Annotated in this window: 19 protein-coding genes; 12 read left to right on the forward strand and 7 right to left on the reverse strand. The window is 54.6% G+C overall.

Features of this window, described 5'->3' with window-relative positions:
* Position 1: 1 nt before the first annotated feature.
* The 5 genes from pstA to ACILP4_RS02765 form a co-directional block, all read right to left on the reverse strand.
* Positions 2-1,267: a phosphate ABC transporter permease PstA gene (pstA, locus tag ACILP4_RS02745; RefSeq protein WP_395619213.1), complete on the reverse strand. Its 1,266-nt coding sequence runs from the start codon at positions 1,265-1,267 to the stop codon at positions 2-4.
* Positions 1,260-2,648 carry a phosphate ABC transporter permease subunit PstC gene (gene pstC, locus ACILP4_RS02750; protein ID WP_395619214.1) on the reverse strand — a complete coding sequence of 463 codons (1,389 nt, stop codon included), beginning with the start codon at positions 2,646-2,648 and terminating at the stop codon, positions 1,260-1,262. The genes pstA and pstC overlap by 8 nt, the downstream gene beginning before the upstream one ends.
* 126 nt (positions 2,649-2,774) lie before the next feature.
* Positions 2,775-3,827: a substrate-binding domain-containing protein gene (locus ACILP4_RS02755; RefSeq protein ID WP_395619215.1), complete on the reverse strand. Its 1,053-nt coding sequence runs from the start codon at positions 3,825-3,827 to the stop codon at positions 2,775-2,777.
* Positions 3,828-3,925: 98 nt separating this feature from the next.
* Positions 3,926-5,173, reverse strand: a complete 1,248-nt coding sequence (locus ACILP4_RS02760; RefSeq protein ID WP_395619216.1) for an ATP-binding protein — start codon at positions 5,171-5,173, stop codon at positions 3,926-3,928.
* Between the two features lie 116 nt (positions 5,174-5,289).
* On the reverse strand, positions 5,290-5,964 hold the full coding sequence (locus ACILP4_RS02765) for an HAD hydrolase-like protein (protein WP_395619217.1): 675 nt from the start codon (positions 5,962-5,964) through the stop codon (positions 5,290-5,292).
* A gap of 120 nt (positions 5,965-6,084) precedes the next feature.
* Here ACILP4_RS02765 and glmU point away from each other — a divergent pair, with 120 nt between their 5' ends.
* The 9 genes from glmU to ACILP4_RS02810 all read left to right on the forward strand — a co-directional run bounded on the left by glmU (position 6,085) and on the right by ACILP4_RS02810 (position 13,878).
* Positions 6,085-7,431, forward strand: a complete 1,347-nt coding sequence (gene glmU, locus ACILP4_RS02770; protein WP_395619218.1) for a bifunctional UDP-N-acetylglucosamine diphosphorylase/glucosamine-1-phosphate N-acetyltransferase GlmU — start codon at positions 6,085-6,087, stop codon at positions 7,429-7,431.
* A gap of 40 nt (positions 7,432-7,471) precedes the next feature.
* Positions 7,472-7,780, forward strand: coding sequence for a ribbon-helix-helix domain-containing protein (locus ACILP4_RS02775; RefSeq protein ID WP_395619219.1), 309 nt, complete (start codon positions 7,472-7,474; stop codon positions 7,778-7,780).
* Entirely contained in the window at positions 7,777-8,145 is a 369-nt protein-coding gene (locus ACILP4_RS02780; protein WP_395619220.1) for a type II toxin-antitoxin system VapC family toxin, read from the forward strand. Before ACILP4_RS02775 ends, ACILP4_RS02780 begins: the two co-directional genes overlap by 4 nt.
* Before the next feature lie 15 nt (positions 8,146-8,160).
* Entirely contained in the window at positions 8,161-9,984 is a 1,824-nt protein-coding gene (gene glmS / locus ACILP4_RS02785; protein WP_395619221.1) for a glutamine--fructose-6-phosphate transaminase (isomerizing), read from the forward strand.
* An 82-nt stretch (positions 9,985-10,066) separates the two neighbouring features.
* The gene (locus ACILP4_RS02790; protein ID WP_395619222.1) at positions 10,067-10,192 is read left to right on the forward strand and encodes a hypothetical protein; all 126 of its coding nucleotides are present in this window, start codon (positions 10,067-10,069) and stop codon (positions 10,190-10,192) included.
* Positions 10,193-10,305: 113 nt separating this feature from the next.
* A complete protein-coding gene (locus ACILP4_RS02795; RefSeq protein ID WP_395619223.1) occupies positions 10,306-11,493 on the forward strand; it encodes an aspartate aminotransferase family protein in 1,188 nt (395 codons plus the stop codon).
* Positions 11,490-12,416, forward strand: coding sequence for an ornithine carbamoyltransferase (gene argF / locus ACILP4_RS02800; RefSeq protein WP_395619224.1), 927 nt, complete (start codon positions 11,490-11,492; stop codon positions 12,414-12,416). The genes ACILP4_RS02795 and argF overlap by 4 nt, the downstream gene beginning before the upstream one ends.
* A complete protein-coding gene (locus ACILP4_RS02805) occupies positions 12,416-13,336 on the forward strand; it encodes an Hsp33 family molecular chaperone HslO (protein WP_395619225.1) in 921 nt (306 codons plus the stop codon). The genes argF and ACILP4_RS02805 overlap by 1 nt, the downstream gene beginning before the upstream one ends.
* A 137-nt stretch (positions 13,337-13,473) precedes the next feature.
* Complete coding sequence (locus ACILP4_RS02810) at positions 13,474-13,878, forward strand: DUF3617 domain-containing protein (RefSeq protein WP_395619226.1); 405 nt, start codon at positions 13,474-13,476, stop codon at positions 13,876-13,878.
* 159 nt (positions 13,879-14,037) lie between these two features.
* Here the strand turns inward: ACILP4_RS02810 and ACILP4_RS02815 are convergent, their stop codons facing one another.
* The gene (locus tag ACILP4_RS02815; RefSeq protein ID WP_395619227.1) at positions 14,038-15,222 is read right to left on the reverse strand and encodes an acyl-CoA dehydrogenase; all 1,185 of its coding nucleotides are present in this window, start codon (positions 15,220-15,222) and stop codon (positions 14,038-14,040) included.
* A gap of 146 nt (positions 15,223-15,368) precedes the next feature.
* On the opposite strand from ACILP4_RS02815, the gene ACILP4_RS02820 reads away from it, so the two are divergent.
* Positions 15,369-16,862 (forward strand): aldehyde dehydrogenase family protein, encoded by a 1,494-nt coding sequence (locus tag ACILP4_RS02820; protein WP_395619228.1) that lies wholly within the window; start codon positions 15,369-15,371, stop codon positions 16,860-16,862.
* A gap of 65 nt (positions 16,863-16,927) precedes the next feature.
* A complete protein-coding gene (locus ACILP4_RS02825; protein ID WP_395619229.1) occupies positions 16,928-18,382 on the forward strand; it encodes a carotenoid oxygenase family protein in 1,455 nt (484 codons plus the stop codon).
* 240 nt (positions 18,383-18,622) lie between these two features.
* On the opposite strand, the gene ACILP4_RS02830 is transcribed toward ACILP4_RS02825, so the two are convergent.
* A complete protein-coding gene (locus tag ACILP4_RS02830) occupies positions 18,623-19,513 on the reverse strand; it encodes a LysR family transcriptional regulator (RefSeq protein WP_395619230.1) in 891 nt (296 codons plus the stop codon).
* A gap of 102 nt (positions 19,514-19,615) precedes the next feature.
* Between ACILP4_RS02830 and ACILP4_RS02835 the strand changes: the two genes are divergently transcribed.
* On the forward strand, positions 19,616-20,603 hold a 988-nt coding region (locus ACILP4_RS02835), incomplete at its 3' end, for an aldehyde dehydrogenase family protein (RefSeq protein ID WP_395619231.1).

The following is a 20,603-nucleotide window of genomic DNA, read 5'->3' on the forward strand; positions in this document are numbered from 1 at the left end:
GTCACCAACGCGTTTCGAAACGGTTGCGAAGATAGATGGCAAGGGCGTTCATGCCCAACAAGAAGATCAGCAGCACAATAATCGCGGCGCTGGTTTTTTCGACAAAGCCCTGATTGACCTCGTCCGACCAAAGATAGATTTGCACCGGTAAAGCCGTTGTCGCGTCAGTGAAACCTTCGGGCGCAGCCGGGATGAAGGCGCGCATGCCTATCATCAGCAGCGGCGCAGTTTCGCCCAAGGCGCGCGCCATACCGATAATGGTACCGGTTAATATGCCTGGAAGGGCAAGCGGAAGCACATGGTGAAACACGACCTGTATGGGCGAGGCGCCAATCCCCAACGCCGCCTCACGGATCGACGGCGGCACGGACTTGACCGCATTGCGGCCCGCAATGACGATGACGGGCATCGTCATTAAAGCCAGCGTCAAACCGCCAACCAATGCAGATGATCGCGGCATGCCGAATAGGGTGAGGAACACCGCAAGCCCCAGTAAACCAAAAATGATAGAGGGGACGGCCGCCAAATTGTTGATCGACACTTCAATCATATCGGTCAGCCTGTTCTTGGCGGCATATTCCTCAAGATATAAAGCGGCCAATACGCCGATGGGGAAGGCAAGCATCAGGGTGATCGCCATGGTCATCAGCGATCCCTTGAACGCTGCCCAGATGCCAACCGCCGATGGGTCAGTAGCGTCGGCGCCTGTCAGGAACGTCCAGTTAAAGCCTGTGCGTAAAGCGTCCTTTTGCGCCAGAGCTGCAACCGTCTTTTCGGCTTCGGGTTCACCAGCGCGTTTGAACGCAACATCCAATCGCGAATCCACCGGTAACCACAATTGCTGTTTTGCTGTGACGAGGCTGGGATTATCCATCAACATCTGCCGCACATTGCCGGCAGCACCAGCGGTTAAAAGACCCTCGCTTAAATCGCTATATTGCTCGCTGACGGCAAGCTCGACAATGCCGGGAACATCCATCGAATTCAGTGCAGCATCAGCGTTAGGGCCGCTGATCGAAGCTGCCGTTGCGCCTGCTGTTAACGCCGGAAAGTCAAAATCGACCGCAATTTCGGTGCGCTGAAAACCCCGCAAACCTTGGCCCAGCATTGTGAAAAGCAAAAAGGCGAGGAACAAAGTCGACAAGGCAACGGCAAGAAAACCAATTGCCTTAAACCGCCGCTCGGCCGCATAACGCCGCGCGATGCGCTTTTGCATGATTTGCCCGTTCCAGTCGGTGGGTGCCGGATCCATGATGGCGTTACTCATATGCTTCCCGATATTTTTTAACGACGCGCAACGCGACATAATTAAGGAAGAATGTCGTTACGAACAATGCAAGGCCAAGCGCAAATGCCGCAAGCGTATGCGGGCTTCCGAAATCTTGGTCACCGGTCAAAAGCGCGACAATCTGGACAGTCACAGTGGTGATGGTCGCAAAAGGGTTGGCGGTTAGGTTAGCGGTATAGCCCGCCGCCATGACGACAATCATGGTTTCGCCAATCGCGCGGCTGACGGCCAGCAATATACCTCCGACGACGCCGGGCAAGGCGGCTGGCAGCAACACTTGCTTTATAGTTTCGCTTTTGGTCGCGCCCATCGCAAGACTGCCATCGCGCATCGCGCTAGGTACGGCGGCGATGCTATCGTCGGACATGGACGATACCAATGGAATAATCATGACGCCCATGACGATGCCAGCGGCCAAGGCATTGTCGGATGCGGCATTACTGACGCCAAGCATGACGGCAAAGTCACGCACCGCAGGTGCAACCGTTAACGCGGCAAAATATCCATATACCACGGTTGGCACGCCTGCGAGAATTTCGAGAATTGGCTTCATCCATTTACGCACGGTCGTGGACGCATATTGGGTCAAGAAGATTGCGCTCATCAAGCCCAGTGGAATGGCAACGATCATCGCGATAATTGCACCAATGAAAATAGTGCCCCAGAATAAGGGAATCGCGCCATAACCATTGTCCGCGCCTGGCGTCACGGTCGATTTGGGGTTCCACTCGGTGCCAAACAGAAACTCAAATGGCGACACCATCGAGAAGAAGCGCCAGGATTCAAAAATCAACGAGGCAAAAATGCCTAGCGTCGTCAGAATGGCAATCAAGGATGCAACCAGCAATCCGAACATGACAACGCGTTCGACTTTGCTGCGCGCGCGGAAGTCGGGCTTTAAGCGGGTGAACGCAAACGCACCTCCGGCGAAAAGCAGCAATAATGTCGCGGCAACGCCAATCCATTTATAATAAGATAATGCATTTTTGTATAATGGAACCAGCTTTTCGCTACCACCTTGAAAAGCAGCGGTTTGGAAACCTTGTGCAATAGCTCGCGCTTCCGACAAGATCGCAGCGCGCGCGAAACCTTCTTGCGGCAAATCGGCAGCCGCAGGGGCCGACAGCACCATGTTGGTGACCAATGAAGGGGAAATCGACTGCCAAATGAACATGAAAGCAAGTGCAGGGGCGATGGCGCAGATCGCCACGAACCAGCCGTGATAATAAGGCAGGCTGTTAACAGTACCGCGCGGCCCAGATTTTGCACTGCGCACAAACGCAGCCGCGCGCGCGCGCCCAGAAATCCAGCCAATAAGGCCGAGACCAAGGACAAGGAAGAGCAATGCCGTTCCAGTCATAAACTTAACTATGCTCCTCTGGGCCAGATGATTCGGACCTAGCCATACACAGCGCCTCGATACAGCAAAGGCCTGGATCAAACAAAGATTCGATCCAGGCCCATAGACGCCATGATTGTTTCAGTTTTATTTCAAATCGGCGCCTGTCATTGCGGTTAGGGCGTTAGCAGCATCACTGGCCACTTTGTAATCGGCATCGCTAGATGCGATCATGCCCAATTTGGTCAGATAACCGCCAACTAAACCACCCTTAAGAAATTCGAGGACAAAATCCTTGATGCCCGGAATTTTATCGACATGCGCCTTCTTCACATAAATGAACATCTTGCGCGCGCCGGGGTAGCTACCGTCGGAAATCGTGGCGATCGTTGGGCTTACCCCATTCATAGTGATGCCATGCACCTTCGATGCATTTTCTTCCATATAGCTATAGCCGAAGATACCGATCATGTTCGGGTTGGAGCTGAGCTTCTGTACGATCAGATTATCGTTTTCACCCTGTTCCTTGAACGCACCATCGGTGCGTACCTCGGTGCATATTGCCTTATACTTGTCTTCGTCGCTGTCTTTCAGCGCCTTGGTCGCGGCATCGGTCTTGCAGCCCGATTCCATGATCAGTTCATGGAATGAATCGCGCGTGCCGGAAGTCGTGGGCGGACCATAAACCGAAATAGGCAATTTCGGCAGGGCAGGGTTCACATCCGACCAAAGCTTAGCGGTCTGTGGCTTCCCAAATGGGTTAGCAGCAAGCGCTTTATAGACGTCTTCGGTCGACAGCGCGATCTTCGCACCCTTGTTGGATTGCGCAAGCGCTAGGCCATCAATACCAACCTGAATTTCGATAATGTCTTTGACGCCATTTTTCTGGCAATTTTCAAATTCAGATTTTTTCATGCGACGCGATGCATTGGCAATATCTGGCGTATCTGCGCCAACGCCTTTGCAGAATTGTTCAATTCCGCCGCCAGTGCCAGTCGATTCCAGCACGGGTGATTTGCGCGATGCATCTGCCTTGGCAAATGCCTCTGAAGCAGCCTTCGCAAATGGGAACACGGTTGATGAGCCCACAATCCGGATTTCCTGGCGTGAACCACCGGCAGCGCCGCCTGTGCTGGCTTGGTCATTACATGCCGAAAGGGCGAGAGCGCTTACAGCAATGAGCGAAATTTTTTTCATCATATTGGTTGTCCCCATATTGGATTCGGCGCGGTTCAAACCGCACTTGATATCGCCCTAGACGATCGAGATGGCTGATAAATGACTATTGTGTTACAATATTATGACGGTCCGGTAGGGACGACGGGCAGCAAGACCGCAACTGTCGTACCTTTTCCGATTGTGCTGCGGATTTCCAGATGGCCGCGATGCCGATCAACGATATGTTTGACAAGGCTTAAGCCCAAGCCAGTTCCGCCAACCAAGCGGCTTCTCCCGGAATCGACGCGATAAAAACGTTCCGTCAGGCGCGGTAAATGTTCAGGGGCAATGCCGTCGCCCACATCCGTGACGGAGAAATTAATCATCGCGCCGGAGCGCGAGCGCCCCAGCACAACCGCCACGGGTGTTCCAGCGCGACCATATTTCAACGCATTGTTCAATATGTTGCTTGCCACTTGGCGCAATTGTCCAGCGTCGCCCATGACAGGCGGTAGGTCCGCCGTCACATCAATCAGGATGTCCGCGCCACGGTCCTTTTGGCTATTTCGAAGCTGATCAACGGTTTCCATGACGATATCGGAAAAATCGACGGGCGTTTGCGGTGGATCATATTTTTCGGCCTCAATCCGGCTCAGTGACATAAGATCGCGAACCAGCGCCTGCATCCGGTCGGTCTCCGTGGCCATGATGCCCAGAAAGCGGCTGCGCGTCGCGGCGTCATCACCCGCTGCTGGGTCATCCAGCGTTTCGATAAAGCCCTTGATGGCGGCCAGGGGTGTCAACAATTCGTGGCTAGCGTTGGCGACAAAATCAACGCGCATTTTTTCAGCGGCCTGTGTTCCACTGCGGTCGGCCAAATGCACGATTTTCTGCGATGGACCCATGGTCTGAATCCGCATGTCCCATAATTGGTTTTTCTGGCCAATGCCGGTCAGCCGAATCGGATGCCCGCTATGCTGCGCATCAGGGTCGGACAGCCGCTCAATCGCGCCAGCGTGACGGAACGCCATACGCACATTTTGGCCGACAATAATTGGGCCAAGCAAGCGCAATGCAACTTGGTTGGCAGCGGTTACGCGGGCATTTTCTACCATCAATATGGCGTCGGCCGACGAATCGATAAACGCCTGTAACTGTGGATGTGAACTAATCGCCGGTACTTCTGTATCCGATGCTGCCCACTTAACGGCCTCCTGAGGCACGTCTTCGCGGTCATGTGGATCAGCGACAATGAACAATGCTATCAACATTGACACGAAAATGACGAGAATGCGCTCGGCAGAACCCGTCATTTGGTCAGCGAAAACGGCACCGACAAATGCCAAGGCAAATGCAACAATTATGCGGGGAGACAACCAACTGTTCACTTTGTACCCTGCTGCAATTACTGTGTGATCGCCACACATATAGACACAGCGATTTGGTGCAAGCAACGGCGAAGGAAAAAGCAGTCTGCCCGCCGCTCCTTATACCTCTGCGCGCACTAATTCGATGCCATCCGCTTTAGGCAATCAACCAATTCGTCGAAATGATCAATGATTGCGTCTGCGCCCATATCCTCGACCGGCCCATGCAAAAAACCGAAGCTGACGGCCACGCTCGGGACGTTGGCATTCTTCGCCGCCATAATATCGTAAATGGAATCGCCGATATAGGCTGCACGCCCACCGCCACAGCGTTTAATCATTTCAAAAATCGGTGCGCCCGAGGGTTTGGCATTTTCCTTGCCCAAGGTATCTGCACCCAAAATGCATCCCATGCGGTGCGCCAAGTTCAGGTCGGTCAGCAATTGAACCGCAAGGCTCTCGAATTTGTTGGTCACCACCGCATAACGTACACCCATATCGTCAAGCGCATCGAGCACCGCCAACGCGCCATCGAAAGGGCGACTATGCACAGAAACATTAGCTTCGTAATAGGTCAGCATCTGGCGATAGAGCGGTTTGAAATCATTGTCGGGAATGCCGCCTGTCGCTTCCAAACCCTGTTGCAACATCAGCTTTGCGCCGCCGCCAATATATTGCTTCACTGTTTCGGGTGAGAGCAACGGCCTGCCTACGCTACCCAGCACATGATTGACCGCAGCGGTCAGATCGCCGCTGGTGTCCACCAAAGTGCCGTCAAGGTCGAAGCCGATTATGTCGAAAGGAAATTTCAAGCCAAGCTCTCCAACTATCTATGTGTTTCGATTGGGTTCAACATGAACGGACTATAATATGTCGGTGTCATTGAAGTGTTGTTCTGGAAACCGCAACAATTTGCTGGCATGGTGATATCTATGACTGAATTAGCCGCCATCATTCTCGCCGCGGGCAAGGGCACGCGAATGAAATCCGACCTACATAAGGTGCTGCATCCCATCGCCGCTCGGCCAATGCTGATGCACCTGATGGCATCCGTCGATGCCTTAAACCCGACCAAGAAGGTTGTGGTGGTTGGCAGCGGCAAGGCGCAGCTGGAGGCTGCACTGGCAGGCTCGGCAGAGCTTGCGGTGCAAGAACCCCAATTTGGCACTGGCCACGCGGTGCAGCAGGCCCAAAATGCTTTGGCGGGGTTTGATGGCGATGTTCTTATTCTCTATGGCGATGTGCCCTTTGTACCGACCGCCACGATGCAAGCCATGGTTGCGCGGCTCAATGCACCGGATGCGCCCGCGGTGGTCGTGTTGGCGTTCGAGCCAGAGGATCCAACGGGCTATGGCCGCGTAATCGTCGAAGATGGCCGCATCATTAAGATGGTCGAGCAAAAGGACGCAACCGAGGCGGAAAAAGCCGTAAAGCTATCCAATTCTGGCCTGATGGCGGTTAAAGCGCGCGACCTGTTCCCGTTGCTGGACCGCGTCACTGACGACAATGCGCAGAAGGAATTTTATCTCACCGATATCGTCAACATCGCCCATGAAGACGGGCGGATGTGCGTGGTCGTCACCACCGAACCCTACAATGTGGCGGGCATCAACAGCCGCGCGCAATTGGCGGAGATGGAGCAAGCGTGGCAGCAGCGCCGCCGGATGCAAGCCATGGATGATGGCGCTACTTTGATTGCCCCGGAAACAGTCTGGTTTGCCTGGGATACGCAAATTGGCCGCGATGTCCTGATCGAACCAAATATCTTCTTTGGTCCCGGCGTTAGCATAGCCGACAATGTAAAAATCCGCGCCAATAGCCATATTGAGGGTGCTATCATCGGCAGCGGTTGCGAAATAGGCCCCTTTGCGCGGCTCCGGCCCGGAACGGTTTTGGAGGAAAAGGCAAAGATCGGCAATTTCGTCGAAACCAAAAAAGCCCATCTGGGCAAGGGCGCAAAGGCCAACCATCTAACGTACCTCGGCGACGCCACGATTGGCGCAGGCGCGAACATCGGCGCTGGCACCATCACCTGCAATTATGACGGCTATTTCAAATATCAAACCGTGATCGGCGAAGGCGCCTTCATCGGCAGCAACAGCGCCCTCATCGCGCCGGTCAAAATCGGCCGGGACGCGATTGTGGCCGCAGGCAGCGCGGTATCCCGCGACGTCGCCGACGGCGAACTCCGCTTGGTACGCGCCGAACAACTGGTGAAGCCCGGCTGGGCCGACCGCTTCCATGATGCGATGCGGAAGAAGAAAGCGGAGAAGAAGTGACTAAACTTGACATGATATCATGATATGATATCGGTATATCATGACTCGTATCCTCGCCGATTTGCCTGATGAAGATATCAAATGGCTTGACCAGCTTGCCGCTGAACAGGGCAAGTCGCGTGCGGCTGTTTTGCGGGAGGCGGTGGAGGCATATCGCGCGGACGGGCCAGCATCTGGCAATACTGATTGGCTTGAGGCAGGCTTCGGTTTGTGGGCAAAATATGGCTTCACGGAAGATGGGATGGATTATCAAAACCGGCTACGCGACGAATGGGTGCGCGAATGGGATCCGGAATATGACCCTGCAAGACATGGCCCGCTGACTGATGAGAAAGATGCCGCCGCGTGAGCGACATCTATTTCGATACCAATATCATTATCGATGCGTTGGCGAGAAGGCCCCAGGCGCTCGCCGAGCTTCGTCGTGCGAAGCGCCAGTGGATTAGCCGCATGACGTGGATTGAAGTTCTGGCTGGCATGCCCGTGCCAGCACGCGCCGAAACCGAAGCCTATTTGCAAAATTATTCCATACGCGAGTTATCGCCGGAGATCGCACGACGCGCTGCCGATCTTCGTTTCAACAAACGCTCCCTCAAACTGCCGGACGCCGTAATTTTTGCGTCAGCACAAGAGCATGGCGCAATTTTAGTGACGCGCAATGTAAAGGACTTTCCAGCCGAAATGCCGGGCATCCGCGTTCCATACATACTCTAACGAAAGCAAAAATTCATGTGCGGCATTATCGGAATTGTTGGCAAATCTGCGGTTTCTGACCGTTTGGTCGATGGCCTGAAGCGGATGGAGTATCGGGGCTATGACAGCGCTGGCGTCTGCACCGTTTTTGATGGTCAACTCATCCGCCGCCGCGCAGAGGGTAAGCTGGCCAATCTCGTCAACGTGCTCAAGACCGATGACGCTGCGGGTAATATCGGCATCGCGCACACCCGTTGGGCGACACATGGCGCGCCAACAACAAGTAACGCCCACCCGCACGCAACGGACGAAGTCGCTTTGGTCCACAATGGCATCATCGAAAATTTCAAGCAGTTGCGCGACGAATTAACGGCGCGCGGCCGGACGTTTGAAAGCGAGACCGATACAGAGGTCGTCGCGCATCTGGTGTCTGAACAAGTAGAGACTGGCCTTGCGCCCGCCGATGCTGTCAAGGCCGTGCTTCCCCGCCTGCGCGGCGCGTTTGCCCTTGCGATTGCGTTCCGGCAATTTCCTGATTTTCTCATCGGCGCGCGGCTCGGCAGCCCGTTGGTTGTCGGCTATGGCGATGGCGAGACCTATTTGGGCTCTGACGCGCTCGCCCTTGCGCCGCTGACGCAGCAAATTGCCTATCTGGAAGAAGGTGACTGGGTCATCATCACGCGCGACGGCGCGCAGATTTTCGATAAGGACAATATGCCGGTCACGCGCGAAATCACCACTTCAGGCGTGTCTGCGGCGCAGATCGAAAAGGGCAATTACCGCCATTATATGCAGAAAGAGATTTTTGAGCAGCCAACCGTGGTCGCGCAAACACTCTCGAGCTACATTCGGCCGTTGGAGCAAACCGTTGCCCTGCCGCAGATGGATTTTGACTTGGCGGGCGTAAAGCGCATCACCATCGTCGCCTGCGGCACGTCCTTTTATGCAGGAATGGTTGCGAAATATTGGTTTGAAACCTTCGCCCGTATCCCCGTTGACATCGATGTCGCGTCGGAATTTCGGTATCGCGACCCTGTGTTGGAGGAAGGCGGCCTTGCGTTGTTCATATCCCAATCGGGCGAGACCGCAGACACGTTGGCGGCGTTGCGCCATTGCAAGGAAAATGGCCAGACAATCGCAGTTGTCGTCAACGTGCCGACATCCAGCATGGCGCGTGAGGCGGACCTATTGCTGCCCACCCATGCCGGCCCTGAAATCGGCGTTGCATCGACCAAGGCGTTTACCTGCCAGCTTGCGGTTTTGGCTGCGTTGGCCGCACATCTGGCGCTAGTGAAGGGCAAGTTGAGCGCTGAGGAAGAACGTGAAATCGTTCGGCATCTGATCGAAGCACCCGCCGCGTTGAATGCAGCACTCGCGCATGATGAAGAGATCGCCGCGATGGCGCATTTGATCGCACCAGCGCGCGATGTGCTCTATTTAGGTCGTGGTCCGGATTATCCGCTGGCCATGGAAGGCGCGCTCAAGCTGAAAGAAATCAGTTACATTCATGCCGAGGGCTATGCCTCAGGCGAAATGAAGCATGGGCCAATCGCTTTAATCGATGAAGCCGTACCGGTCATCGTCCTTGCACCCAGCGGGCCTTTGTTTGAAAAAACCGTTAGCAATATGCAAGAGGTTCGCGCGCGCGGCGGCAAGGTCGTCCTGATTTCTGATGCCGAGGGCATAAAGGAAGCGGGTGAAGGTTGCCTCGCCACCATTGAAATGCCGACTGTACACCCGCTGATCGCGCCATTGGTCTACGCCGTGCCCGTGCAATTGCTGGCCTACCACGTCGCTTGCGCCAAGGGCACTGACGTGGACCAGCCCCGCAATCTGGCTAAGTCCGTTACAGTGGAGTGAATTTGCGCAAAGATCGATCCGACCGCAGACTTTTGCTTAGTATCAGGGTTGCTTAGGCCCCAAGCGGCTTTATGGATGGTGTATGAGTACGCCCGTGAAAATGATCATCATTTTTATCCTCTTGTGGATAGGCGTACATTTGTTGCTCTATGGATATCTGAGGCGTCGGATCGCCGCTGCCAAGCGCGACAAGGATGCCGAGGCATAGCTTGATTTGCCATTTTCGCATGCCTATAGCGGAAAGGCAGAAACAAGCGGTCCCACGGGGCCGCTTTTTGGCTTTTGGAATATGCCAAATATATGGTCGGAAGGAACAAAACCATGTCGATTACGCCTTTAATGCCAGTCTATCCGCGCTGCGGTTTTCGACCGGTTCGCGGTGAAGGCGCTTGGTTGATTTCTGAAGACGGCAGCCGCGCGCTGGATTTTGCCGCTGGTATCGCAGTGAATTTGCTCGGCCATGGCCATCCGCATCTGACCAAGGCCATTCAAGATCAGGCGGCGACACTGATCCATGTATCGAACCTCTATGGCAGCCCGCAAGGCGAAGCCTTCGCTCAGCGGCTGGTCGATACGACCTTTGCCGACACTGTGTTTTTCACCAATTCCGGTGCGGAAGCCGTCGAATGCGCAATTAAAACCGCGCGGGCCTATCATCAGAGCCAAGGCAGTGACCGGTTTGAAATTATCACCTTCAAGAACGCCTTTCATGGCCGGACGATGGCGACGATTTCAGCAAGCAATCAGGAGAAGATGCATAAGGGCTTCATGCCATTGCTTGAAGGCTTCAAATATGTCGATTTCGATGATTTGGAAGGCGCAAAAGCCGCCATTGGTCCAAAAACGGCTGCGTTTCTGGTTGAGCCCATTCAAGGCGAAGGCGGTGTCCGCCCTGCATCAGATGCGTTCATCCAAGGCTTGCGTGCGTTGGCGGACGAGCATGGTATCATGTTGATCTTGGATGAAGTGCAATGCGGCGTGGCGCGCTCAGGCACGCTTTATGCCTATGAACAATATGGCATCATTCCGGATATCATGGCGACAGCTAAGGGCCTGGGCGGCGGTTTTCCGGTCGGCGCGTGCCTTGCCACCGAAGAGGCTGCACGCGGCATGGTCGTTGGCACCCATGGATCAACCTATGGCGGCAATCCATTTGCCATGGCGGCGTGTCAGGCGGTTTGGGATGTCGTCGCGAACGACGAATTCCTCGCGCAAGTGCGTTCAACAGGCGACAAGCTACGTTCCATGCTGGAACAGTTTATCGGCAATTATCCGGACCTGTTTACCGGTGTGCGCGGTAAGGGCCTAATGCTTGGTGTGATGATGACTCATGAAACACGTCCCTTTGTAGCGCATTTGCGGGACAATCATGGGCTTTTGCTGGTGGCGGCGGGTGACAACACCTTCCGTGTATTACCACCGTTGAACATCGGTGATTCCGAAATCCAAACTTTCATGGAAAAGCTGTCGGCGGGTGCCGCCAGCTACCAGATGCCGGAAGCTGCATGACGCGACATTTCCTGAACTTGAGCGACGCCGGCGGCGATGCAATCGCGGCGATGCTGAACGACGCCATAAGTAGAAAAAATGCGCGGGCCGGCTGGCCAAAGGGTAAATCAGATTCCGACGCGCCGCTTGCGGGCCACACGCTGGCGATGGTGTTTGAGAAAAATTCGACCCGCACGCGGACGTCGTTTGAAATGGCGATGAAGCAATTGGGCGGCGACAGTATCTTTATGGCTTCGGGGCAAATGCAACTTGGTCGCGGGGAAACCATTGCTGACACGGCGCGCGTATTGTCCCGATATGTCGACGCCATCATGATCCGGACTGATGACCATGATAAGGTCGAGGAACTGGCACATTATGCCAGCGTGCCCGTCATTAACGGACTGACGGATCTTTCGCATCCCTGCCAGATCGTTGCTGACCTTCTGACAGTGATGGAGCATAAGAAGGCGTTGCCGGGGCTAGAATTAGCGTGGCTTGGCGATGGCAATAATGTGCTGAATTCTCTGGTGGAAGCCGCCGGTTTGTTCAAGTTCAATGTGCGCATTGCTGTTCCTGAAGGTTATGAAAGCGACAGCAATTTCATTGACGCTGCTAAGACTGCTGGAGCCAATATCACGCTCACGCGCGATGCAGGCGAAGCTGTGGCGGGCGCCGATGTTGTTGTCACCGACACATGGGTGTCGATGGGTCAGGAGCATGCCCATAATAAAATGGCGGCCATGATGCCGTATCAGGTTAATGAACGCCTGATGGCTTTGGCGAAGGCCGATGCGAAATTCTTGCATTGCTTACCGGCGCATCGTGGCGAAGAAGTGACCGACGCTGTTATCGACGGGCCGCAGTCTGTCATCTGGGATGAAGCGGAAAACCGCCTGCATGCGCAAAAATCGATCCTATTGTGGTGCCTTGGAAAAAACTGATGGCCGAGCAATCGGAAACATTATCCAATCAGCCTTTGCGCTTTTCTATACCAACACGCGATGCGCGCGGACGGCTTGTGCGTTTGGATGATGTGCTTGGTGAAATTTTGGCTGCACATGCTTATCCGCCTGTGATTGAGCGGACATTGGCGGAGGCTTTAGTTTTGACTGCGCTGCTTGGCGCATCGTTGAAGGAGCCGGGTAGTCAGCTCACGCTGCAAACGCAGACGGAAAAAGGTGCAATCCGGCTATTGGCTTGCGACTATAAGGATGGTGCATTGCGCGGCTATGCGCAGTTTGATGCCGCGACTGCGGCTGCCCTGCCGCAAAACGCGACACTTTTAGGCATCTTCGGACAAGGCTATCTCGCCATCACCTTCGACCGGATGAAGCCCGCCAGCGAAGGCGGAGGGCGTTATCAGGGGATTGTCCCGCTTGAAGGCGAAACACTCGCGGATGCGGCGCAAAATTACTTTGTACAATCCGAACAAATCCCGACATTCATTCGCGTCGCTGTCGACCATGTCGATGGCCGCTGCGTGGCGGGCGGTCTGCTGGTGCAGCATTTGCCCGAGGGTGAGGAGGGTCGCGAGCGGCTGCATGTGCGGCTCGACCATCCCGAGTGGGAGCATATCGCAGTCATGTCTTCGACTATTGCTGCTGCCGAGCTTGCCGACCCAGCGCTTCCACTTGAGGAAATCGTTTGGCGATTGTTCCATGAAGAAAAAGAAGTGCGCATTGAGCAAGGCGATCTTCTGTCCAAAGGCTGCCGCTGCGACCCCGTGCACATCCGCGATGTCATTGCCAAGTTTCCGGCAACCGACCGTGCTGAAATGGCCGATGACGCTGGAGACATCGTCGTTGACTGCGAATTTTGTTCGCGCCGGTTCCCCATAAGCCTTGCCAGTTTTAACAACTAAACGGCGCATTATCGATGGCAGCCTAATGCATAGATCATGCGCTACATAGCATCGTGCAAAACGGCACAAATGATGTTATGTCTATTGCGAAAACTAGATCGCTTCGCTGCGTAAAACTGGTTTGCGGACAGAAGCTTATGAGTAACGCTTTCCTTCTTTATGCCTTCCCCGGTGCGCTTTTGCTTTCGCTGGCTGCTGCGGGCGTTGCAAAATCAGATGGCGATATGGCATTGCTTGATTCGCTCGATCGCGGGATGTGGCAGTTACGACCAATAGGTGGCACTATGCCGATGGCCAAAATCTGCCTTGGTAAATCGGAAAGCCTTACGCAGATTCAACATAGCGGCTTGGCGTGCGAACAATATGTCCTGCGTTCGAATGCAAATTCCCTAACGGTCAGTTACAGCTGCGCGGGGCACGGTCAGGGTTTGACGATTATCCGTAAGGAAACCAACCGGATCATCCATATCCAATCGCAAGGCATTCGAAATAATGCGCCATTTTCGTTTTCAGCGGAAGGCCGCAGAACAGGGCCGTGTTAATCGTATCATTTCTTTGAATGGCGCATTGGCCGTTCATCAATCATTTACCATTTTGGTTCTATGAGGGTGGGTGCGTCTCTGAGGAGACACGCTTCCCTCCCCCCCATGGCTGAGAAGCCTAGACTGGGCCGCCGCTGAACAGCTGAGCGGCCCATTTTTTTAGAACGCCGCAATCCCCGTGATGGCGCGGCCCAATATCAGCGCGTGCACGTCATGTGCGCCTTCATAGGTGTTGACCGTCTCCAGATTCACCATGTGGCGCATAACTTGATATTCCTCGCTAATGCCGTTGCCGCCATGCATGTCGCGCGCAGCGCGGGCGATATCGAGCGCTTTGCCAGCATTGTTGCGCTTCACGATGGAAATCATATCTGGCGCAAGCTGGCCTTCGTCCATCAAGCGGCCTACGCGCAGCGATGCCTGCAGCCCCAAAGCAATATCGGTCATCATATCGGCCAGCTTCTTTTGATATAACTGGGTGGCGGCAAGCGGTTTGCCAAATTGGTGGCGATCAAGGCCATATTGGCGTGCGGCGTGCATACAGAATTCTGCGGCACCCAAGGCGCCCCAACTGATGCCGTACCGGGCGCGGTTGAGGCAACCAAACGGGCCTTTCAGCCCTTGTACATCGGGCAGCAATGCGTCTTCGCCAACTTCGACATTGTCCATGATAATCATGCCCGTGGTCGATGCGCGTAACGACAGCTTACCCTGAATTTTAGGCGCCGTGAGGCCCTTCATGCCCTTTTCAAGCACAAAGCCGCGAATGCCGCCGCCATGTGCTTCGGATTTTGCCCAGACGACAAAAACATCGGCAAAGGGTGCGTTGGAAATCCATGTTTTCGATCCATTGATGACATAGCCGCCATCAACCTTTTTGGCGAAGGTGCGCATGCCCGCAGGGTCCGATCCTGCGTCAGGCTCCGTCAGGCCAAAGCAGCCGATCAACGTGCCCGCAGCCAGACCCGGTAGATATTTGCGCCTTTGTTCTTCTGAGCCAAATGCGTAGATGGGATGCATGACGAGCGACGACTGCACCGACGCCATCGACCGATACCCTGTGTCGACTCGTTCAATTTCCCGCGCGATCAGCCCGTAAGCGACATAAGACGCTCCAGCGCCGCCATATTCCTCCGGAATGGTCGCGCCAAGCAGGCCGGTCTGTCCCATCAACGGGAACAATTCAGGTGCATCACATTCGGTCCGATAGGCGTCGATTACGCGCGGTTGCAGTTCGCTTTGCGCAAAGGCGCGCGCGCTGTCGCGGATCATGCGTTCGTCTTCGGTCAGTTGGTCCTCCAGACGAAAAGGGTCAGACCAATCGAATGCTGCCAACTCGGCCATTTTTATCTCCATTGGGAATGGCCTGCTGAATAGCGACCTACATGCTGTTTGCCTTTATAAGCGTGCGGGCAAGACAGCAAGCCTTGCCATCAACTCTGCGCCTTGCCATGCGCTATGGGACTGCAGAATAAAGACTGGGGAATATAATGGCATTAGCAGCCGAAACGAAAACGCTTCTCGAAACGCTGGGCTGCTTCATAGACGGCGGCGACCTTGCTGTGCACAGCCCAATTGATGGCAGTCGCATCGGGGCGGTGATGACCGCGACGGTCAACGACATCCATGATGCGGTTGAAAAATCAAAAGCTGCCTTTCTGACTTGGCGCAGCGTTCCCGCGCCGCGCCGTGGGGAGCTTGTCCGCTTGTTTGGCAATGCGCTGCGTGAACAAAAAAATGACCTTGCCCGCCTTGTCACCATTGATTGCGGAAAGCCGCTGTCGGAAGGACTTGGCGAAGTGCAGGAGATGATCGACATTTGCGATTTTGCCGTAGGTCTTTCGCGGCAATTGCATGGCCTGACAATCGCCAGCGAGCGGCCCGGCCACCGGATGATGGAGCAATGGCATCCCATTGGTCCAGTTCTTATCATTTCAGCCTTTAACTTCCCGGTCGCGGTGTGGGCATGGAACGCCGCTTTGGCATTGGTGTGTGGCAATAGCGTCATTTGGAAGCCATCGGAAAAAACGCCGCTGACGGCGGCTGCGGTCCAAGCTATTTTTGAAAAAGCGATTGCCGCTTTTGGCGATGCACCTGCGCATCTGTCGCAAGTCGTTCAGGGCGGCCGCGATATAGGGGCCGCGTTGGTTGCCGACCCACGCATAGCTTTAATCTCCGCCACGGGGAGCACAGAAATGGGCCGAAAGGTGGGGCAAGTGGCCGCAGCCCGCTTTGCCAAAACCATCCTTGAATTGGGCGGGAATAACGCTGCGATAATTAGTGACAAGGCCGACCTTGCGCTGGCGCTACGCGGTGTGCTTTTCTCGGCATTTGGCACCAGTGGTCAAAGATGCACCAGCTTGCGCCGGTTGTTCGTGCATGATGCGATCTATGACAGTTTCGTCAGCGCGCTTAAGGCGGCCAGCGGTTCGATGGCGGTCGGTGACCCGCTGGACGGCAACAATCTTGCAGGTCCATTGATTGACGAGGCTGCTTTTGCCGGCATGCAAGCAGCGCTTGATGAGGCAAAGGCACTTGGCGGGCACATTATCGGCGGCGAACGAATTGCTCTGGACGGCGTCTATGTCCGCCCCGCTTTGGTCGAGATGCAAGACCATATTGGCCCAGCGTTAAGGGAGACCTTCGCGCCGATCCTCTACATTTTCCGTTATCATGATTTGGCGCAGGCCATTGCTCTGCAAAACAGTGTCGGGGCAGGTTTGTCATCCTCCATATTCTCAACCGACATACGCGAATGCGAACTATTTTTGTCGGCCGAAGGTAGCGATTGCGGCATTGCCAATGTTAACATCGGTACATCCGGCGCGGAAATTGGCGGCGCATTTGGCGGAGAAAAGGAAACTGGCGGTGGCCGCGAGTCTGGCTCGGACGCGTGGAAGGCCTATATGCGCCGGGCGACCAACACGATAAATTACTCCGACAATCTGCCACTTGCGCAAGGGGTGACATTCGACATAATTTAGTGACTATATCGTCATCCTGAACTTGTTTCAGGATAACGAAGGATAGGGTAGGATAGGAAAAGCGTATGCGGGTTGATAAACTGCCGCCGGTGAAAGCAACGCTGCAACCGAGCAACCATCCTTATCTCAATGGGGCGTGGACGCCGCAGCATGAGGAAGTCACGGCGACCGATCTTGATGTCCTCGAGGGCCGTATTCCCGACGACATTGACGGCATTTATTTGCGCAATACCGAAAACCAGTTGCATCAACCGCTGGGCCGATATCACCCGTTTGACGGCGATGGCATGATCCACCAGATCGATTTTTCCGGCGGCAAGGCTAGCTATCGCAACCGCTTTGTCCGCACCCGTTGCTTTCAGGCGGAGCAGGATGCGGGCGGATCCTTATGGGGCGGGCTGATGGATAAAGCGGGCGTGTCCAAGCGCCCAGGCTTTGGCGCGCATGGTAGCCTGAAGGATTCCTCGAGCACTGATATCATTGTGCACGCGGGCAAGGCTGTCTCCACTTTCTACCAATGCGGGGAGGGCTATGTGCTTGACCCCGAAACGCTGGCGCAAGAGGGCGTGGCGTCCTGGGTTCCGCTTGATGGTATTTCCGCACACCCCAAGGTGGACGAACGCACCGGCGAATTATTGTTCTTCAACTATTCCAAGCACGCCCCCTATATGCATTATGGCGTCGTTGATCGCACTGGGAAGTTGGCGCATTATGTGCCCATCCCACTGCCGGGGCCGCGCCTGCCGCATGACATGATGTTCACGCAAAACTGGTCGATATTGTGCGACTTCCCGTTGTTCTGGGACGAAGAATTGCTGAAGCGCAATGTCCATGTGACTCGGTTGCATGAGGGATTACCGTCGCGCTTTGCGCTCATTCCGCGTTATGGGCAGCCTGAGGATATTCGATGGTTTGAGGCGGATCCGACGTTCGTCCTGCACTTTATCAATGCCTATGAAGATGGTGACGAAGTTATACTCGACGGCTATTTCGAAGAAGACCCTTATCCGCCACCACTCGAAAATGCGGACGGCTATGGTCATATGATGGCATATGTCGACGAACATAGTTTTAAGCCAAAGCTGCACCGCTGGCGGTTTAACTTAGCTGATGGCACAACGCGCGAAGAGCGGCTGGACGACCGCATTCTTGAATTCGGAATGATGAACCAGCGCTATCTCGGGCACCCCTATCGTTATGCCTATAGCACCAAGTCTAAGCCCGGCTGGTTCTTGTTTAACGGTTTTGTGAAGCATGACATGGTCACGGGCGAGTCATGGTCCTTAGAGCTTCCTGAGGGGCGTTACGGCAGTGAAGCACCCTTTGCTCCACGCGTCGGTGCGGTGGACGAAGACGATGGCTATCTCGTCAGCTTTGTAACTGACGAAAATCTCGAGACATCGGAATGCATATTGATCGACTGCAAGCGCTTTGCAGAAGGGCCAGTGTGCCGGATTGCGCTGCCGCACAAGATTAGCAGCGGCACCCATGCCCATTGGGCGGATCGCTCGGTCCTTTAACGCGATATTATTTCTGGAAAACCACTTTGGTGCCGGGTTTGGATTGGCGCACCCAAGAGGATAAAACAGATAACACTTACGTTCCTGATATAATAATATAATTTACTGAAAGTTCATAAGACTTTGACACCCATATCTCGCCGAATATGGGCTAGAAGCGAACTCGATGAGATTGATATAGAACTGCGCAGCATGGCGGGCCGGTGAATTCAGGCCGCGTATTCCTGAAAAATACCTTTTCTAGTTGAATGATTTTTTCATTAGAGGGCCGTTATTGACAACTTGATGGAGCCAGTCGATCACCGCACGCACGCGCGCTACCTTCGCCAAATCGCGATGAACGACGACCCAAAAGCTGCGCTGGATCTCTGTATCGGGTATTATTGGAATCAGGTTGTCGTCAAATGTCGCAATAAAATTAGGCAGAACGCATACACCGAGCCCAGACTGTGTCATTGCCAATTGAACATTTATACTTGAGCTGCTGAGCGCAGGCACAAAACTATCATCAATCTCTGACAGATAGCGCAATTCTTCTGCATAGATGAAGTCTGGAATGTATCCGATCAGCGCATGCTCCCTCAGTTCCGCTATCGTCTGAGGTTGACGATACGTGTCAAGATACGCGCGTGAGGCGTACAACCCGAGTGTGTAATTTGCCAGCTTGCGCGCTATGAGTGGTCCCTTGACTGGCCGGGCGAGCATGACAGCTAAGTCAGCTTCGCGCTTGGACGGATTGAGAAATCCATTTGTCGTAACAATTTCGAGCTTAATTCCAGGATGAAGGGATTTGAATGAAGGTAAGTGTTTAGCGACTACCCATGTCGCAAATCCTTCCGATAAACTTAGCCTAACGGTTCCTGCGAATCTGCTTTTTTCTCCAGTTATAGAGCTCGCGGCAGCTATTGCGGACCGTTCGATCTCCTCTGCATAAGCCAGTAATTCAGCGCCGCTAGCAGTCAGCATATGACCAGCGGGCCCAATTTCGAACAAGCTGGTTTTGAGTTCGCCTGCGAGCCTATCTATTCGCCGTCCGACAGTCGTGCTGTCGACTAAAAGGCTCTTAGATGCGGCTGTTAATGTGCGTGAACGCGCAACCGCGAGAAAGAAACGAAGGTCGTCCCACTGCATACCGGCCACTCCTGCAAAAACGCAGGATGTATATGCATAACTGTCTATATGTCTGCAAATTAATTAAGCTAATAATGAAGCTTCTGCATTAGGAGAAGAGCTATGCGTCAAATCGATCATTTCATTAGCGGTGGCACGGGCGCCAGCGCATCGCGTTTTGGCGATATCATGGATCCAAACAATGGCGGCGTTCAGGCGCGCGTTGCATTGGGCGATGCCGCTGTGTTGGAACGCGCGGTGCAGGCAGCATTGGCTGCGCAACCTGCGTGGGCGACGACTAACCCGCAGCGCCGTGCGCGCGTGATGTTCGAATTCAAACGCTTGGTTGAAGCCAATATGGACGATCTGGCGCACATGCTTTCGTCCGAACATGGCAAGGTCATCGCCGACAGCAAGGGCGACATTCAGCGCGGGTTGGAAGTCATCGAATTCTGCTGCGGCATCCCGCATGTTATGAAGGGCGAATATAGCCAAGGCGCCGGCCCCGGCATTGATGTATATTCGATGCGTCAGCCAATCGGCGTCGGCGCAGGTATTACGCCGTTTAACTTCCCCGGCATGATCCCCTTGTGGATGTGCGGCCCCGCGATTGCGACGGGCAATGCCTTCATCATCAAGCCAAGCGAGCGCGACCCCAGCGTTCCTGTGCGCTTGGCCGAACTGTTTATCGAAGCTGGCTTGCCCGAAGGCATTTGTCAGGTCGTGCATGGTGACAAGGAAATGGTCGACGCCATTCTTGACCACCCCGCCATTGGCGCTGTCAGCTTTGTCGGCTCGTCCGATATTGCGCATTATGTCTACAATCGCGGCGTTGCCAACGGCAAGCGTGTGCAGGCCATGGGCGGCGCGAAGAACCATGGCATCGTCATGCCAGACGCAGACCTCGATCAAGTCGTCAATGATTTGGCGGGCGCTGCCTTTGGTTCAGCCGGCGAACGCTGCATGGCGCTTCCTGTTGTCGTGCCAGTTGGCGACGACACTGCAGAGCGTTTGAAGGCGAAGCTCATTCCTGCAATACAAGCACTACGCGTCGGCGTCTCGACCGATGCTGAGGCGCATTATGGTCCTGTTGTAACCGCACAGCACAAGG

Source organism: Sphingorhabdus sp. (genome assembly GCF_044239045.1).
In the GTDB taxonomy this organism is placed as follows: domain Bacteria; phylum Pseudomonadota; class Alphaproteobacteria; order Sphingomonadales; family Sphingomonadaceae; genus Sphingorhabdus_B.

Excerpts from the sequence above, each read along its gene's own strand:
- glmU (WP_395619218.1), top strand. The coding sequence starts at position 6,085 with ATGACTGAATTAGCCGCCATCATTCTCGCCGCGGGCAAGGGCACGCGA.
- ACILP4_RS02815 (WP_395619227.1), bottom strand. The coding sequence starts at position 15,222 with ATGGCCGAGTTGGCAGCATTCGATTGGTCTGACCCTTTTCGTCTGGAG.
- ACILP4_RS02830 (WP_395619230.1), bottom strand. The coding sequence starts at position 19,513 with ATGCAGTGGGACGACCTTCGTTTCTTTCTCGCGGTTGCGCGTTCACGC.
- glmS (WP_395619221.1), top strand. The coding sequence starts at position 8,161 with ATGTGCGGCATTATCGGAATTGTTGGCAAATCTGCGGTTTCTGACCGT.
- ACILP4_RS02820 (WP_395619228.1), top strand. The coding sequence starts at position 15,369 with ATGGCATTAGCAGCCGAAACGAAAACGCTTCTCGAAACGCTGGGCTGC.
- pstC (WP_395619214.1), bottom strand. The coding sequence starts at position 2,648 with ATGACTGGAACGGCATTGCTCTTCCTTGTCCTTGGTCTCGGCCTTATT.
- argF (WP_395619224.1), top strand. The coding sequence starts at position 11,490 with ATGACGCGACATTTCCTGAACTTGAGCGACGCCGGCGGCGATGCAATC.
- ACILP4_RS02825 (WP_395619229.1), top strand. The coding sequence starts at position 16,928 with ATGCGGGTTGATAAACTGCCGCCGGTGAAAGCAACGCTGCAACCGAGC.
- pstA (WP_395619213.1), bottom strand. The coding sequence starts at position 1,267 with ATGAGTAACGCCATCATGGATCCGGCACCCACCGACTGGAACGGGCAA.
- ACILP4_RS02805 (WP_395619225.1), top strand. The coding sequence starts at position 12,416 with ATGGCCGAGCAATCGGAAACATTATCCAATCAGCCTTTGCGCTTTTCT.
- ACILP4_RS02810 (WP_395619226.1), top strand. The coding sequence starts at position 13,474 with ATGAGTAACGCTTTCCTTCTTTATGCCTTCCCCGGTGCGCTTTTGCTT.
- ACILP4_RS02790 (WP_395619222.1), top strand. The coding sequence starts at position 10,067 with ATGAGTACGCCCGTGAAAATGATCATCATTTTTATCCTCTTGTGGATA.
- ACILP4_RS02775 (WP_395619219.1), top strand. The coding sequence starts at position 7,472 with ATGACTCGTATCCTCGCCGATTTGCCTGATGAAGATATCAAATGGCTT.
- ACILP4_RS02755 (WP_395619215.1), bottom strand. The coding sequence starts at position 3,827 with ATGATGAAAAAAATTTCGCTCATTGCTGTAAGCGCTCTCGCCCTTTCG.
- ACILP4_RS02795 (WP_395619223.1), top strand. The coding sequence starts at position 10,306 with ATGTCGATTACGCCTTTAATGCCAGTCTATCCGCGCTGCGGTTTTCGA.